The following is a 15,656-nucleotide window of genomic DNA, read 5'->3' as shown; positions in this document are numbered from 1 at the left end:
TTTTATTGAATCAACAAAATCAATAATAAACGAAAGAATTGGTTATTTTTGTCTTACAAACTTTATTACATACATATTTTGGGATTATATAAAAATCTATTCAAACAAACGGCTATTTACGGATTAGCGACAGTATTACCCCGAATGCTAAGTTTTTTATTAGTGCGGCTTTATACCGGGATTTTACCAACGGCTGAATACGGAGAAGTTTCGATTGTTTTATCATGGATGGTTTTCTTTAACGTGGTTCTTTCTTACGGAATGGAAACCGCTTTTTTTAGATTTTACAGTGCCGAAGAAGATAAGCAAAATGTAATTGCAACATCAACTATATCAATATTTTGGTCGTCAATTGGATTTCTTTTTGCAGCATTAATTTTTAGAAATACCTTAGCAAATTGGGCAGAAGTCGACGCACAATATATCACTTATTCGGTTTGGATATTGGTATTGGATGCTTTGGTTTTGGTACCATTTTCAAAACTAAGAGCCAACCAAAGACCAATGGTTTATGCAGCAATAAAAATAGGAAACGTAGTAATTAATATGCTGCTTAATTTCTTCTTTTTAATATACCTGCCAAAACTTGCAGCTGCAAATCCTAATTCGGTTTGGGATAATTTATATGTAGAAAATTTCCAGATTGCTTATATTTTCATCGCAAATCTATTGGCAAGTTTAGCCACATTTGTTGTGCTTTCGCCAAATTATCTTTATTTGGGCAGAAAATTTGATCCCGTACTTTGGAAAAAAATGATGAAATACGGTTTACCAATTTTGGTTGCCGGTCTTGCATTTGCAGTAAACGAACATTTCGATAAAATTTTACTTGGATATTTGTTACCTGAAAATTTAGCGAAGTCAGAAGTTGGAGCTTATTCGGCCTGTTATAAATTAGGTTTGTTCATGGTTTTATTTGCAACCGCTTTCAGATTAGGAATTGAGCCTTTCTTTTTTAGTCATGCAAAAAATGAAAATGCCCCGCAAACATATGCAGTAATCACAAAATATTTTGTGATTTTCGGATCGCTAATTTTATTGGGAGTAATTGTTTTTGCAGATGTTTTAAAATATCTATTGCTTGATAATAAATCCTATTGGGAAGCCATGAAAGTAGTTCCATTAATTATTCTGGCGAACTTCTTTTTGGGTATTTACAACAATCTATCGGTTTGGTATAAGCTGACGGACAAAACAAAAATAGGCGCTTACATTTCTATAGTTGGCGCAATCGTAACTTTGGTTTTAAATTATATGTTAATTCCAAAATACAGTTATTATGGTTCAGCAATTGCAACCATTTCCGCTTACGGAAGTATGATGTTGATCTCATACATTTTAGGAAATAAATATTATCCAATACCTTATGATATGAATAAAATTGGCGCTTATTTGGGCATTTCAATTCTGTTTTCGGCAATTTCTTTTTATGGATTTAGAGAAAATTATTTTGTTGGAATCCCGTTATTACTAGCGTTTATCTATTTTGTTTATCATAACGAAAAAAACACAATCAAAGGAATTATGAATAGAAAGTAATCTTACTTTTTAATCTTTTAAAAATAAAAATGAAAATACAAATAATCAATAAATCACAGCACGCATTACCTAATTACGAAACAATTGCTTCGGCAGGAATGGATTTACGTGCGAATTTAACCGAATCAATAACATTAAAACCATTAGAAAGAACCATTGTAAAAACGGGACTTTTTATTGAATTGCCAATTGGTTACGAAGCACAAGTAAGACCAAGAAGTGGTCTGGCTGCAAAAAAAGGAGTAACCGTTTTAAATTCTCCGGGAACTGTTGATGCTGATTATAGAGGAGAAATAGGTGTAATTTTAGTAAATTTATCAAACGAAGAATTTGTAATCGAGAACGGAGAACGAATTGCACAATTGATTATTGCCAAACACGAAAGAGCAGAGTGGATTGAAGTTGGAGAACTTTCTGAAACATCAAGAGGCGAAGGCGGATTTGGAAGCACAGGAGTGAAGTAGTTTTTTAGTTTTTAGTAATCAGTTTTCAGTCGCAGTTTACAAACAACAGTTTATAAACTTTGCGATCTTTAAAATGAAAAAACTTAGAAATCTTTGCGAATCCCGATAGCTATCGGGATTGCGAACTTTGCGGTAAAAAATTAGAACAAATTTAATTTTTACGCCAGCATCATAATTTGAACTAACCAAACTGAAGATTTTAAATCTTCCCATATTAAATAATTTCAAAATGAAAATAATCGTTCCAATGGCGGGTCGCGGATCAAGACTTAGACCACATACATTAACAGTACCAAAACCATTAATTCCGGTTGCCGGAAAATCTATAGTGCATCGTTTAGTTGAAGATATTGCCAAAATATTAAAAGAACCAATTGAAGAAGTGGCTTTTATTTTGGGAGATCCTGCTTTTTTTGGCGATGATCTTGTAGAAAGTTTAGAAGAATTAGCTGGAAGTTTAGGAGCAAAAGCCTCTATTTATCGTCAGGATTTGCCTTTAGGAACCGGTCATGCGATTATGTGCGCCAAAGAATCTTTATCAGGTCCTGCTGTAATTGCTTATGCAGATACTTTGATCAGAGCAGATTTTGAATTAGATCCTTCTGCAGATGCTGTAATTTGGGTAAAACAAGTAGATCAGCCGGAAGCATTTGGAGTTGTTAAATTAAACAGTAACAATGAAATAATAGAATTGGTAGAAAAACCAAAAGAATTCGTAAGCGATCTTGCCGTTATCGGAATCTATTATTTTAAAGAAGTTGGCGATTTGAAAAAAGAACTTCAGGGTGTTTTGGATAATAATATTCAGAATGGCGGTGAATATCAAATTAATGACGGAATCAAAGCAATGATGGCTAACGGAAAAGTTTTTAAAACTGGAAGTGTAGACGAATGGATGGATTGCGGAAACAAAGATGTAACTGTAGAAACTAACACCAGAATGTTAGGATTTTTACATAATGATGGCGAACATTTAGTAGATTATAACGTAACTTTAGATAACTCAACGATTATTCCGCCGTGTTTTATTGGCGAAAATGTAGTGTTGAAAAATACAACAATTGGTCCAAACGTATCTTTAGGAAATGGATGCCATGTAAGTGACAGCGTTATTAAAAACAGTTTGGTACAAACTTTTTCGCAAATAAAAAATGCTAACCTGGACAATGCAATGATCGGAAACCACGTTAGTTATGATGGTAAGTTTACAAGTATTAGCATTGGCGATTATTCTGTTTTAGAATAATAATTTAAAAAGAAATTATGTAAATGATGAAAAAAAGAGTTTTAGTAATTTTAGTATTCGCTTTGTTCAGCAATGCATTTTCGGTTATGGCGCAAACCAATCCGGAAGATATTGCTATGGCAACAGATGAATATCAGGACTCTTTTTATGAATCATTGAAACAAAAAGGAATTGAAAATTACGACAAAGCAATCGTATCATTAGAAAAATGTATCAAACTAAAGCCTAATGATGCCGTAGCTTATTTCGAATTAGGCAAAAATTACCTGTCTTTAAAAGATTATGGTAATGCCCAAAGTTCTTTTGAAAAAGCGACACAATTAGATCCAAAAAATAAATGGTACTGGCTTGGAATTTACGATGTAAGTTACGAAACCAAAAACTATCCTTTGGCAATCGAAACGATTCAAAAAATTATTCCGTTTGACGAAGAATATAAAGATGATTTAATTTCGTTGTATATGATTTCAAATCAGTATGACAAAGCGCTTACAACGATTAATGAAATGAACGATAAGTTTGGAAAATCTGAAGATCGCGATCGTTATAAAATGCAAATTTTATCGCAGGGAAAATATCAAAATGCAGAAGGTTCAAATTTAATTGATCAGATTAAAAAAAATCCGAAAGAAGAATCAAATTATATAGATCTGATTTCTTTGTATTCAAAATCAAATGAAACAGATAAAGCTTTGGATGTTGCAAAACAATTGGCAAAAGAAATTCCAACATCAGAGTGGGCGCAGGTAAGTTTGTTTAAAGTGTACTTAGATGCTAATCAGGCTGACAAAGCGATTAATTCGATGAATATAATTTTGGCAAGCTCAAAAATTGATTCGAAAATAAAACATCGAACGCTAAATGAGTTTTTAATTTATACCAATAAAAATCCGCAATATGCTCCGGCTTTAGAAAAAGCAATTGGTTATTTTGATAATGACCCGAACGTTGATGTTGCAAAAGAAATAGGAAAATTTTATCATAGCAAAAATCAGTTTGAAAATGCAATTAAGTATTATGAAAAAGATTTAAGCGCCAATTCAGATACAGATCGTGAAACCAATTTGCTTTTGCTTGATGCTTATACACAGGCTAAACAATTTGAACCTCTGACAAAAAGAGCCATGATGATGATTGAAGTTTACCCGAGTCAGCCGCAATTTTACTATTTTGCCGGAATGGGAAGCAATCAGCTCAAGCAATTTAAAAATGCAAAAACCGTTTTAGAAATGGGATTGGATTATGTGGTTGATGATGCTAAGCTGGAGGCAAATTTTAATTTTCAATTAGGAGAAGCTTATAATGGATTGGGAGACGCTAAGAAAAAAGAGGAATACTTTTTGAAGGCAAATGAGTTATTAAAGAAAAAGAAATAAAAAGAGAAGTTCAAGATGAAAAAATATATAGCATTTGTATTGGTATCAGTTTTTATGATTTCATGTAAATCTAAAGCTGTTGCGGTACAAAACAATACGACAGAAGTTGCACCAAAAACGGATAACAAAGTAGTAGAGAAACATTACGACAATAAACTAGATTTCAAAACATTATACATAAAAGCAGCTGCCAGATATGTTGATGAAAAACAAAGTCAGAATGTTACTGCAGAAATTAAAATTGAAAAAGATAAACAGATTTTAATAAGCGTTCGTTTTCTTGGAATCACAATGGCAAAAGCATTGATTACACCAACAAGCGTAAGCTATTACGAGAAAATAAACAGTACCTATTATGAAGGAGATTTTACCAGTTTAAGCAAATGGCTGGGAACAGAACTTGATTATAGCAAAGTACAAAATTTACTGGTTGGAGAAGCTTTAGACGATTTAAGAAAAGGAAAATACATCCAGACCATTGTAGAAAACATGATTCGTTTAGAAGATGAAAAAGAAACTAATCTGAAAAAAGCTTTCTTTCTTGAACCTGAAAAATATTTGCTGCAAAAAGAGCAGATTTCTCAGGCAACAGAAAATATTATGTTAGAAATAAAATATGCTGATAATAAAACTTTCGATCAGGGAAATCTTCCAACAAGTATCGAAATTAATGCAATTCAGCCGAAAGGAAAAACAGACATCAATTTAAATTACAATAATATTTCGTTTAATGAAGAACTTTCTTTCCCTTATAGCGTACCGGGTGGTTATAAGAAAGTTTTAATTAAGTAAATTTGCAAAAAGAAAAAGATAAACATGCCGAAATTTCTCCTCAGCCTAATTTTTATATGTGCCACAACTTTTGGATGGGCACAGGATTCGCAGCAAGAAAAACTTGAACAGCGAAAAGCTCAGATTCAGCAGGAAATTAGAGACAACGAAAAAATGTTGCAATCTGTAAAGAAAAAAGAAAAATCAGCAGTAAATGTGTTTTTAATTCAGGCTAATAAAATTAAGCTGAAAGAAAAACTTATCAATACAACGGCAAAACAAGAAAAGATTCTAAATAACGATATGTATATTAACCAATTGAAGGTTAATAAACTAAACAGAGAATTGGCTATTTTAAAAGAAGATTATGCCAAAATGATTTTAAAATCGTACAAAAGCCGCTCTGAACAAAGTAGAGCCATGTTTATTTTATCTTCAGAAAGTTTTCTGCAAGCCTATAAAAGAGCACAATACTTAAAACAATATACCAATTTCAGAAAAAATCAAGGTTTAGAAATTGAGTCAAAAACCAATGAATTAGTTGATTATAATACCAAATTGGACGGACAAAGAAAAGTTAAGAAAAAAATTATTGCTGAAAACGAAAAAGAAAAGCAAAGCTTAGAAGTTGAAAAGAAAGAACAGCAAAAATTGGTTAACGAAATTAAAAAAGACAAAAATAAAATTATTGCCGATACAAGATCTAAACAGCAGGAATCAAAAAGAATTGACGCAAAAATTAAGGATCTTATCCGTGAACAAATTAGATTAGCCAATCAACGGGCCGAAGAAGAGAGACGTAAAAGAATCGCAGAAGGTAAAGCCAGCGAAGCAGATAAAGCTGAGGCTGCAGCGCCTAAAAGTTATTCATCAGATAGAATTACATTAACCCCGGAAGGTAAAATTTTAGCTGCCGATTTTAAAGCAAACAGAGGAAAACTGCCTTGGCCGGTAGAGAAAGGATTTATATCTCTTGGCTACGGAGATCAGCCACATCCAGTATATCCAACATTGACGGTTCATAACTCTGGAGTAGAGATTACTACAGAACAAGGAGCAAATGCGCGCGCAGTATTTGAGGGAGTAGTATCAAAAGTTATAGCCTTGTCGCCTGTAAACAAAGCTGTTTTTATTCAGCATGGAGATTACTTTACAGTATATCAAAATCTAAGTCAGGTATCTGTTGAACAAGGTGACAAAGTAAAAGTTAAACAAAGTATTGGAAAAGTAAGAACAAGTGGCGATACCGGAAAAACAATTATTAAGTTTTTGATTCTTCAAAACACATCAAATAATAATCCGGAAGGATGGTTACAAAACAGATAAAAAAAGGGAGCAATTGGCTCCCTTTTTTATAAGTATTTAATTAGCATATTGTTCAAGAAAATATTTTACAACATCTGTAGTTGTAACAATTCCTTTAAGCTGACCATTATCTACAACAGGCAAAGCATGAAAATCTTCTTTCACAAAAATTTCTGCCAAATCCCTAATTATAGTATCAGATGAAACGGTTTTGGGTTTTGAAGTCATAACCTGCGAAATAGTAAGCATGTCGAGAATGGCTTCATCTGCACCTTCCTGTCCTTCAAACAAAGCACCGAAAGTTAATCGGTTGATATCTGTTCGGCTTATAATACCAATTACATCTTTACCCCGAACAATTGGAATGTGTCGAATAGCATTTTTTCTTAATAGCTCAACAACATTTTTTAAGTTGTCATTTTCATTTGCAGTCACTACGGTTTTGGTCATGATATGACTGATTGGTTCTCGCTTTTTCATAGTTAAAGAGTTTATTATTCTATCAAAGATGTATAATAATTCTCATAAATAATATGATTTTTATCATCACCAAACAATGAACCAACTAGAGGATTTATTGGTTTTTTTGATGAAAAAGATTGAAATTTGAAATAAAGAAGATAAGAATGTAAAAATCATTCTATTGTTCATTTGAAAATTGCATTGATGAAATTTAAAAATAGTATTTTTGCAGTATGGAAACAAATAGACAGAAAAAAATAGGCGGTGTCATCCAGAAAGATCTGGTTGATATTTTGCAAGGTGAAGTGCGAAAAAACGGAATTAGTAATTTGGTAATTTCGGTATCCAAAGTTAGTGTTACTTCAGATTTATCTGTGGCAACGGTTTATTTAAGCATTTTTCCTCAGGATAAAGCGAAGGAAACTTTAGAAGGAATAAAATCAAATACCACATTAATCAAACACGATTTATCACAACGTGTACGTTTACAATTGCGTCGTGTACCAAATCTGGTATTCTTTATCGATGACTCATTAGATTATATTGAGAAAATTGACAATGCTTTATCAAACAGAGAAAACCCAATAGAAAACCGTGATCTTTTAGAAAAAAGAAGAAAATCATAAATTGAATTTCCCCCTTTACATAGCCAAACGTTACATTTTTAGCAGAAGTAAAAATAATGCTATTAATATTATCAATCGTATTGCCAGCTTAGGAATCATAGTTGGTACAATGGCTTTGTTTGTGGTTTTATCTGTTTTTAGCGGATTAAAAGTCTTCAGTCTTTCGTTTACAAACGAAATAGATCCTGACTTAAAAATGACAAGTACAATTGGAAAATCATTTTTGATAACCCCGGATCAGGATAAACAGCTTAAGAAAATTGACGGAGTTGCTTCGTATACCAAAATTATCGAAGAACGTGTTTTGTTTCTATTTAAAGACAAACAGCAGGTTACATATTTAAAAGGAGTTGATAGTCTTTATCCCGTAGTAAATGACATCAACAAAAAACTTTTTAACGGTCAATGGATTAAGCCTGAAACGTATCAGGTTGTTGTGGGTTATGGAATTGCCCGAGATTTCTCAATGGGAATTTTAGATTTCGAAAACCCGCTGCAGATATTTGCGCCGAAACCCGGAAAAGGAGCTTTTGAAAATCCCGAAGAAGCATTTAATAAAACCGATGTTTTACCGGTTGGAATTTATTCCATTAGCGAAGATTTAGATTCTAAATATGTATTTGCTGATTTAGGTTTAGCACAGGAATTACTGATGTATAAGCCTAATCAAATTTCGGGAATTGAATTTCATTTAAAAGAAAATGCAAATGAAAGCGCAATCAAAACTCAACTAGATAAAATTTTCAAAAACAAAATCACTTTAAAAAATAGAGCGCAACTAAATGAATCTCTATATAAAATGCTTAATACCGAAAATATTGTCGTTTACCTGATTTTTACTTTAGTAATTATCGTGGCACTTTTTAACTTGGTTGGAGCATTAATTATGATGATTTTAGAGAAAAAAGGAAACTTAAAAACCCTTTTTAATTTAGGAACTGAAATTAAGAGTATCCGAAAAATATTTTTACTGCAAGGAACTTTGTTAAGTGTTTTTGGTGGAATTGTTGGACTTGTTCTGGGTATTATTTTAGTCCTGTTACAACAGCAATACGAGCTGATTATGATAACGCCAACTTTAGCATATCCGGTTGTTTTTAATCTGGAAAATGTATTGATTGTGATGACAACAATTGTTTCGCTTGGTTTCGTAGCATCTTTAATTGCAAGCAGTCGCGTAAGCAAAAACTTATTAGATTAATATTTCTTCCTAAAAATATTACTATATTTATCCTCTCAAAAAGTACAGCCTTATGATTGTTTCTGCTTAGTCCTAACTTATTTCTTACAATAATTAGGATACTTACGTTTATTTTCTTGAGTTCAGATATAGTGTATCTGGGCTAATCTTATCATTTATCCTAACAAATCATGACAGAAACTACAATAAAGAGAAGTTTATTTTCTAAAATTTTCACCACATTAACACAAGCATTAAAAGGCGATGAATCTTTTGATTACACCGCCGGAAGTATCAAAAAAGCAGTTATTTTATTAGCCATTCCAATGGTTTTAGAAATGATGATGGAATCCGTTTTTGCTTTAGTCGATTTATATTTCGTCGGACATTTAGAGCACAGTAGTTTTGCAATTCAAACCGTAGGTTTAACCGAATCTGTTCTTACTATTATATATTCCCTCGCAATTGGAATGAGCATGGCGGCAACCGCAGTTGTGGCAAGACGTATTGGAGAAAAAGATCCTGTCGCAGCGGCAAAAGCAGGAATGCAGTCCATCATTATTGCATTTGCTGTAAACAGTGTGATGAGTATTTTCGGAGTTATCTATGCTAAAGATATATTAATGTTGATGGGAGCATCTGCAGATGCTGCAGAACATGGTTACCGTTTCACACAAATTATGATTGGCTCAAGTTTATGTATCATGCTTTTATTCTTAATTAATGGAATATTTCGTGGAGCAGGAAACGCAGCAATTGCCATGAAAAGTTTATGGCTGGCCAATATTTGCAATATTATTTTATGTCCAATATTAATTAACGGTCTTGGACCAATTCCGGCATTTGGATTAACAGGTGCAGCTTTGGCTACAACTTTAGGAAGAAGCATTGGAGTATTATACCAAGTGTATCATTTGTTTTCGGGAAACAATGTTTTAAAAATCAAAATTGCCTATTTCGCACCAGATTTCAACCAGATAAAAGCATTAGTAAAAATTGCAGCTCCGGGGATTTTACAATTTGTAATAGCATCCTGCAGCTGGATTTTTCTGGCACAATTAGTAGCAACAACCGGAGGCGATCACGGATCTGCGGGCTATCAAACTGCGTTGCGAATTATGATGTTTTTCATTCTTCCGGCTTGGGGGTTAAGTAATGCCGCCGCAACTTTGGTCGGGCAAAATTTAGGAGCCAAACAAATTGAACGTGCCGAAAAATCTGTGTTTACAACAGCTAAATACAACGTGATTTTTATGGCAACCATTATGGTTATTACCTTATGTTTTGGAAAATATATTATTTCATTTTTCACGAATGATGAAATGGTCCGAACAGTTGCAGTTGAAGCTTTACAAATTATGAGTGTAGGATTTATTTTCTACGGAATTGGAATGGTTTTAATAAACACTTTCAATGGAGCAGGAGATACCTGGACACCAACGGGAATTAATTTCTTCGGATTTTGGTTGTTCCAAATTCCGTTAGCTTATGTATTAGCAAAACATTTTAATATGGGGCCAACAGGAGTTTTTATCGCAATTCCAGTTGCCGAAACAGCTATAACTTTAGCAGGGATTTTCTTTTATAAAAGAGGAAAGTGGAAACGCATTCAAGTTTAGTTTTAAAATAAAAAAAGGCCTTCAAATTTTTTCAAGATCTTTTTTGTAAGAAATTTACATTAATTTTGTTTTTGTAAAATTTAATGTTTCTTATGATTAAAATTAATTTAGAAAACACTTTTGAAGCTATATATGTAAGTTCTAATTTCGATGTTTATATTTTTGAATCTAACTTAAAGAATAATAAAATAATTCAACTTAAAGTTAAGTTTACAAACATTGCTGATTCCTTATTACCCAATGTTTACAATTTGGCTTTTGGTCCATTTGATGAGTCTGGAAAAATAGATGATTCTATAAATCTTAAACATAGAGATAGCAATAAAGTTTTTTCGACCATTATCTTGTTTTCTATCATCTTTTTAAAAAATAAACCTCATGCAACGATTGGTATAGATGGTTCAAATGATTTACGAGCTAATTTATATCACAGAATGTTTAGATATAATTACAAAAATTTACAGGATTTTATAGTTATTATTGGAGTAGATTGGTACGTGAGATTATTAAGAAATGGATTAATTGAGTTAGATGTTGATGGATCAGCTTTTTTTAAACCAAAACCAGAGCCATTTGATTTTAAAAGAAAATCACATGATCTTTACAGATATTATATGTTTAATTTAAATCAATAATTTTTAAATTTGCTTTATGAAAGATTCAATCCAAAATAAGATTAATAAAATTCAAGAAATTGCATTAGCTTCCGAGATGAAAAAAAACCTGATGGATAGTAATATCATTGAGTTTCATAATGATGATAATTTGTCTAAATCTATTAGAAATGCTAAAGAAGCTGAATTGTTTTTTTCCGATTTAAAGTCAGCAATTGATCTTGCAAAAAGGAATTCAACAAAAATGTTTTAGAATAAATGGCATTCTCTATACTTAAATTTACAAAAAAAGACCTTCAAATTTGAAGGTCTTTTTTTGTAAAGTAGATCTTTGTCAAAGTTTCAAACTTTTGACAAAGATTATATATTTTAAACAAACTCATATCCTGCATAAACCTGTTCAATTTCTTTCATAATAGCAAAAAGATTTTCAGGTTCATCAGTTGTAACGAGTTTTTGTTTGTATTCTTTAAAAGAGTGGATTCCTTTGAAATAATTGGTATAATGACGTCGCATTTCAACAATTCCCAAACGTTCGCCTTTCCATTCCATCGACCACATTAAATGGTTTCTGGCGGCTTCTACACGATCAATAACTGTTGGTGCAGGTAAATGTTCTCCGGTTTTAAAGAAATGTTTGATTTCGTTAAAAATCCACGGATATCCAATTGCGGCGCGGCCAATCATGATGCCGTCAATTCCGTATTCATTTTTATATTTTAATGCTTTTTCAGGACTGTCGATATCGCCATTTCCAAAAATTGGCATTGTAATTCTGGGGTTATTTTTTACACGTGCAATATGCGACCAATCGGCGTGGCCTTTATACATTTGCGCGCGGGTTCTGGCGTGAATTGTTAAAGCCTGAACACCAATATCCTGAAGTCTTTCTGCAACTTCATCAATATTAATAGAACTGTCATCCCATCCCAAACGGGTTTTTACCGTTACAGGCAAATCAGTACTTCTGATAACGGCTTTTGTCAAACGCACCATCAAATCAACATCTTTCAAAACTCCGGCTCCGGCTCCTTTACAAACCACTTTTTTTACCGGACATCCAAAATTAATATCAACCAAATCTGGTTTTACTGTAGAAACAATTTTAGACGAAAGCGCCATTGCTTCTTCATCTCCACCAAAAATCTGAATTCCAACCGGACGTTCGTAATCAAAAATATCCAGCTTCATTCGACTTTTGATAGCATCGCGAATCAATCCTTCCGATGAAATAAATTCTGAATACATCATGTCAGCGCCATGCGTTTTGCATAATCTGCGAAACGGCGGATCGCTCACATCTTCCATCGGTGCGAGTAATAAAGGAAATTCGGGTAATTCTATGTTGCCAATCTTGACCATCTTCAATATTTTGTGCAAAATTACAACATTTAGTTTAATTTGTACCAAATTGAGGTTCAAAGGTTCAAAGTAACAAAGTTGCAAAGGTTTTATATTGAGAGGCGAAATCTTTGTCCCTCTGAACCTCTGCAACTTTGCACCTTTTTATTGAACTCTATAATCAAAAAAGCGAATTGGTTTTCGGCTCATCGGATTAAAAACCAAAGGATTTAATATTTCTTTTGGAGCAAATTCTATTTTTGGAGTTACTCTTAATTTGGCTCTAAAGTGATCTTTTATTTCTTGTAAAAATTCAGGGGTTTGATTTTTGGCAGCGATTTTTATCAGGATTTCATCTGTTCCTAAATCGTTGGTAGAGATTTCGATAATATGGTTTTCGATGTTATCAAAATCGCTCAAAACATCATTCATCGCTGGCGGATAAAGCGTAGTACCTTTATATTTAATCATTTGCTTTTTACGGCCCACAACCGGACCAACACGAACGGTATTTCTTCCGCACGCGCAAGGTTCATTATGAAGCTGTACAATATCTCCGGTTTTAAAACGCAATAAAGGCATGGCTTCAATACCCAAAGTAGTAAAAGTCAACTCGCCAATTTCACCATTTTTTACCGGATTATTTTCTTCGTCCAAAACTTCAATAATAATTAATTCCGGATGATGATGACCGCCAATACCATGTTCACATTCTGTAAAAGCAGTACTCATTTCTGTCGAAGCATAAGTCGAAAACAACTGAATATTCCATTTTTCAGTGATTTTTTTAGACAAAGTATTCATCGAAAAATCCTGATTTCGTAATGATTCGCCAATGCAAATTGCACCTTTTATGCTCGAATTATTATAATCAATTCCATGTGCTTCTGCATATTCAATTAACTTCAATAAAAAAGAAGGAACCGTAATTAAGTACGAAGGTTTGTATTTTAAAATAGAATCCCATTGCAATTCCGGAATTCCCGCACCAACGCGAATAACACCAACCTGCAGTTTTCTTAATCCTAAAAAGTAGGCAAGACCAGCCATAAATTTTCGGTCAATTGTTGTCATTAATTGTACAACATCGCCTTCTGCAATTCCGGCGCAGGCAAACGAAATCGCTTCGTTATAAGCCAGTCGGTCCAAATCAGAATCGGTTAATCCAAAAGTAACCGGATCACCCAAAGTTCCTGAAGTCGAGGCATAATCGATAATTTTATGCTGCGGAACACACACAAAATCATCATTATATTGTTGTAAATCTTCTTTTGTCGTTACAGGTAAATGCTGTAAATCTTCCAGCGTTTTAACTTTCGAAATATCGATATTCTGACCGGCAAAAAGACGTTTGTAAAAAGGAGAATTTTGACTGATATAAGATAAAAGTTCGGCTAATTTCTGCTCTTGAAAATTTTTAATTTGTTCTAAAGAATCCTTCTCTATTGTTGGAATCGTGTTCATTTTCTTTTGAGTTTTTTTAAATATTTTTCAATTGCTTCTTTATCAGGAACAGTTGTAATTTCTTTGGTTAATGCTTTTTCAAAATTGCTTTGCGCAAACTGAAAATATTTCTGTTCGTAAAAATACAATCCCGCTTTATAATACACAACCCAATAATCCGGGTTTAAAGATTGGTAATTCTGAATAAATTCGAAAGGAATTTTCGTTTTATTCTTCAAATACAAATCCATTTTGTGATCTTCAATTCTAAACTTTTGATAGTTTAAAAAAGCCGTAGTTTCTAAAAAAGGATCTTTGGCAATATTAAGGTTTTCTTCTTCAAATGAAACAGGAAGATCTGTTTTTCTTTCTTTAAAAATCGAATCTAAATTATAACACACAAACTCGCCCAACTGATAGGGATTTGAAGAAACCCATACTAATTTTTCTTTCGGTTTAAAGATAACTCCGTGATGTGCCATTAATTGATTTAGTGCTTTTTCGTTACCATAACCCAGTGCTATATTTTGTAAACCATCTTTATTTCTCAAAATATCAGCTGCTATTTTTGGATTAATTTTTGGGTTTTCGCTAAAAAGTTCCTGCATTCTGTCATAACGATATTTCGAATGACTGTTGGCAATTTGCGACAGATTTCTTTCATCGTTTTTAAAAGCATCACTTTGAAAATGGTTTGAACAAATTAATTGATTGCTGTTTGCGACATCAAAAACATCCATTTTTTCGGGAGAAACTTCAATCAAAACGGCTTTATTATCGTGTGCACTTCCAACCATAATAGATTCTGAAACAAACAATTGTCTTTTTTTTGCAATTGCAACTGCTTCATCAATATTCTTTGCGTGCTGTAAAATCTCCCGGGTTAAAATCGAAATTGGTGTTTTGGCAATTATCGGAATTTTCGATTTTCCGGCATTGATCGTTACCGTTAAACCTTCCTTATTCATTCCCGAAACCGTACCCACCATTCCGGGCCAGGTAACCGTCATAAAAGGATAACCCTCTTTCGGATTTATAAACGCGACGATTTTATTTTCTGCGAAAGCATCATTTACATAAAAATCAAAATTACGGCCGAGAATTAAATTTCCATCTTCAGATTTTTCACCCCAGGCAGCAAAAGACGAACAGCCAACCAAAGCCAAATCCTGTAAAGCGTGACCAATGTCGTGTGCGGCATGCAGGTATAAACTGCGTTGATATTGGGGTGCGATGTTATTGAAATCCTGCGAAGTGTATTGCGAAACGCCGTAAATTTCCGTTTGATATTCATTGGGAACATTCAAATATAATTTTCGATTGTACCATTTTAGAAAATTCCGAAGTAAATTTTGCTGAAATTTTGAAGGAACAATATCTTCAATTCTGCCGAAAAATATTTGTTCCTGTTTCTTTAAAAGTGAATCTGATAAAGCGCCGGTTGTAAGTCCGATTTCTAATGGATCACCTTCAACATACAATTCCCAAAGGCCTTGTTTGTTTTTTAAAAGTGAATTTTTTCCAGATGTAAAAAGTGCATTTGAATGTTTTGTTACAACTGGTTTTACAGTATTATAATTCGAAATTTCCGGCAAATGATGCATTGATTTTGAGGTACCACAAGAAACAAATATCAGTATAAAAAATATAAAGGATATATGTACAAACTG

At 33.0% G+C, this 15,656-nt stretch carries 15 protein-coding genes; 11 read left to right on the top strand and 4 right to left on the bottom strand.

Annotated features, from left to right (window positions below; all coding sequences use genetic code 11):
• Nucleotides 1–78: 78 nt before the first annotated feature.
• From AC4FQ3_RS16705 to AC4FQ3_RS16680, 6 genes are all read left to right on the top strand, one after another.
• Entirely contained in the window at nt 79–1,539 is a 1,461-nt protein-coding gene (locus AC4FQ3_RS16705) for a lipopolysaccharide biosynthesis protein (RefSeq protein WP_302097437.1), read from the top strand.
• Between the two features lie 29 nt (nt 1,540–1,568).
• Nucleotides 1,569–2,003, top strand: coding sequence for a dUTP diphosphatase (gene dut / locus AC4FQ3_RS16700; RefSeq protein ID WP_042564863.1), 435 nt, complete (start codon nt 1,569–1,571; stop codon nt 2,001–2,003).
• A 229-nt stretch (nt 2,004–2,232) separates the two neighbouring features.
• Nucleotides 2,233–3,249 (top strand): sugar phosphate nucleotidyltransferase, encoded by a 1,017-nt coding sequence (locus AC4FQ3_RS16695; RefSeq protein ID WP_042564862.1) that lies wholly within the window; start codon nt 2,233–2,235, stop codon nt 3,247–3,249.
• Nucleotides 3,250–3,275: 26 nt separating this feature from the next.
• Nucleotides 3,276–4,625 carry a tetratricopeptide repeat protein gene (locus AC4FQ3_RS16690; RefSeq protein ID WP_491182617.1) on the top strand — a complete coding sequence of 450 codons (1,350 nt, stop codon included), beginning with the start codon at nt 3,276–3,278 and terminating at the stop codon, nt 4,623–4,625.
• Between the two features lie 15 nt (nt 4,626–4,640).
• Complete coding sequence (lolB1, locus tag AC4FQ3_RS16685) at nt 4,641–5,417, top strand: lipoprotein insertase outer membrane protein LolB1 (protein ID WP_491182582.1); 777 nt, start codon at nt 4,641–4,643, stop codon at nt 5,415–5,417.
• A gap of 24 nt (nt 5,418–5,441) precedes the next feature.
• Entirely contained in the window at nt 5,442–6,722 is a 1,281-nt protein-coding gene (locus tag AC4FQ3_RS16680) for a murein hydrolase activator EnvC family protein (protein ID WP_491182581.1), read from the top strand.
• A gap of 36 nt (nt 6,723–6,758) precedes the next feature.
• On the opposite strand, the gene AC4FQ3_RS16675 is transcribed toward AC4FQ3_RS16680, so the two are convergent.
• Complete coding sequence (locus AC4FQ3_RS16675; protein ID WP_042564858.1) at nt 6,759–7,181, bottom strand: CBS domain-containing protein; 423 nt, start codon at nt 7,179–7,181, stop codon at nt 6,759–6,761.
• Between the two features lie 215 nt (nt 7,182–7,396).
• On the opposite strand from AC4FQ3_RS16675, the gene rbfA reads away from it, so the two are divergent.
• The 5 genes from rbfA (at nt 7,397) to AC4FQ3_RS16650 (ending at nt 11,455) form a co-directional block, all read left to right on the top strand.
• A complete protein-coding gene (gene rbfA / locus AC4FQ3_RS16670) occupies nt 7,397–7,789 on the top strand; it encodes a 30S ribosome-binding factor RbfA (protein ID WP_042564857.1) in 393 nt (130 codons plus the stop codon).
• A gap of 1 nt (nt 7,790) precedes the next feature.
• Entirely contained in the window at nt 7,791–8,990 is a 1,200-nt protein-coding gene (locus tag AC4FQ3_RS16665) for an ABC transporter permease (RefSeq protein WP_073394476.1), read from the top strand.
• A 170-nt stretch (nt 8,991–9,160) separates the two neighbouring features.
• Nucleotides 9,161–10,588 carry an MATE family efflux transporter gene (locus AC4FQ3_RS16660; RefSeq protein ID WP_042564855.1) on the top strand — a complete coding sequence of 476 codons (1,428 nt, stop codon included), beginning with the start codon at nt 9,161–9,163 and terminating at the stop codon, nt 10,586–10,588.
• A 92-nt stretch (nt 10,589–10,680) separates the two neighbouring features.
• Nucleotides 10,681–11,223: a DUF6934 family protein gene (locus tag AC4FQ3_RS16655; protein WP_491182580.1), complete on the top strand. Its 543-nt coding sequence runs from the start codon at nt 10,681–10,683 to the stop codon at nt 11,221–11,223.
• Between the two features lie 16 nt (nt 11,224–11,239).
• Complete coding sequence (locus tag AC4FQ3_RS16650) at nt 11,240–11,455, top strand: hypothetical protein (RefSeq protein WP_491182579.1); 216 nt, start codon at nt 11,240–11,242, stop codon at nt 11,453–11,455.
• 116 nt (nt 11,456–11,571) lie between these two features.
• Here AC4FQ3_RS16650 and dusB read toward each other — a convergent pair whose 3' ends face one another.
• The 3 genes from dusB to AC4FQ3_RS16635 form a co-directional block, all read right to left on the bottom strand.
• The gene (gene dusB / locus AC4FQ3_RS16645; protein WP_073394480.1) at nt 11,572–12,564 is read right to left on the bottom strand and encodes a tRNA dihydrouridine synthase DusB; all 993 of its coding nucleotides are present in this window, start codon (nt 12,562–12,564) and stop codon (nt 11,572–11,574) included.
• 144 nt (nt 12,565–12,708) lie between these two features.
• The gene (gene flxY, locus AC4FQ3_RS16640) at nt 12,709–14,007 is read right to left on the bottom strand and encodes a flexirubin biosynthesis putative acyl-CoA ligase FlxY (RefSeq protein WP_318801377.1); all 1,299 of its coding nucleotides are present in this window, start codon (nt 14,005–14,007) and stop codon (nt 12,709–12,711) included.
• A complete protein-coding gene (locus AC4FQ3_RS16635; RefSeq protein ID WP_491182578.1) occupies nt 14,004–15,590 on the bottom strand; it encodes a C45 family autoproteolytic acyltransferase/hydrolase in 1,587 nt (528 codons plus the stop codon). The genes flxY and AC4FQ3_RS16635 overlap by 4 nt, the downstream gene beginning before the upstream one ends.
• Nucleotides 15,591–15,656: the final 66 nt, after the last annotated feature.

The sequence above is a fragment of the Flavobacterium sp. AK-345 genome (genome assembly GCF_058310175.1).
Note: the sequence above shows the minus strand (reverse complement) of the source record. Positions and strands in the feature narration are given on the sequence as shown.

What these genes read in the sequence shown, in the direction of transcription:
- AC4FQ3_RS16635 (WP_491182578.1), bottom strand. Translation starts at nt 15,590, where the DNA reads ATGCATCATTTGCCGGAAATTTCGAATTATAATACTGTAAAACCAGTT.
- dusB (WP_073394480.1), bottom strand. Translation starts at nt 12,564, where the DNA reads ATGGTCAAGATTGGCAACATAGAATTACCCGAATTTCCTTTATTACTC.
- AC4FQ3_RS16655 (WP_491182580.1), top strand. Translation starts at nt 10,681, where the DNA reads ATGATTAAAATTAATTTAGAAAACACTTTTGAAGCTATATATGTAAGT.
- AC4FQ3_RS16680 (WP_491182581.1), top strand. Translation starts at nt 5,442, where the DNA reads ATGCCGAAATTTCTCCTCAGCCTAATTTTTATATGTGCCACAACTTTT.
- AC4FQ3_RS16660 (WP_042564855.1), top strand. Translation starts at nt 9,161, where the DNA reads ATGACAGAAACTACAATAAAGAGAAGTTTATTTTCTAAAATTTTCACC.
- dut (WP_042564863.1), top strand. Translation starts at nt 1,569, where the DNA reads ATGAAAATACAAATAATCAATAAATCACAGCACGCATTACCTAATTAC.
- lolB1 (WP_491182582.1), top strand. Translation starts at nt 4,641, where the DNA reads ATGAAAAAATATATAGCATTTGTATTGGTATCAGTTTTTATGATTTCA.
- AC4FQ3_RS16650 (WP_491182579.1), top strand. Translation starts at nt 11,240, where the DNA reads ATGAAAGATTCAATCCAAAATAAGATTAATAAAATTCAAGAAATTGCA.
- AC4FQ3_RS16695 (WP_042564862.1), top strand. Translation starts at nt 2,233, where the DNA reads ATGAAAATAATCGTTCCAATGGCGGGTCGCGGATCAAGACTTAGACCA.
- rbfA (WP_042564857.1), top strand. Translation starts at nt 7,397, where the DNA reads ATGGAAACAAATAGACAGAAAAAAATAGGCGGTGTCATCCAGAAAGAT.
- AC4FQ3_RS16690 (WP_491182617.1), top strand. Translation starts at nt 3,276, where the DNA reads ATGAAAAAAAGAGTTTTAGTAATTTTAGTATTCGCTTTGTTCAGCAAT.
- flxY (WP_318801377.1), bottom strand. Translation starts at nt 14,007, where the DNA reads ATGAACACGATTCCAACAATAGAGAAGGATTCTTTAGAACAAATTAAA.
- AC4FQ3_RS16675 (WP_042564858.1), bottom strand. Translation starts at nt 7,181, where the DNA reads ATGAAAAAGCGAGAACCAATCAGTCATATCATGACCAAAACCGTAGTG.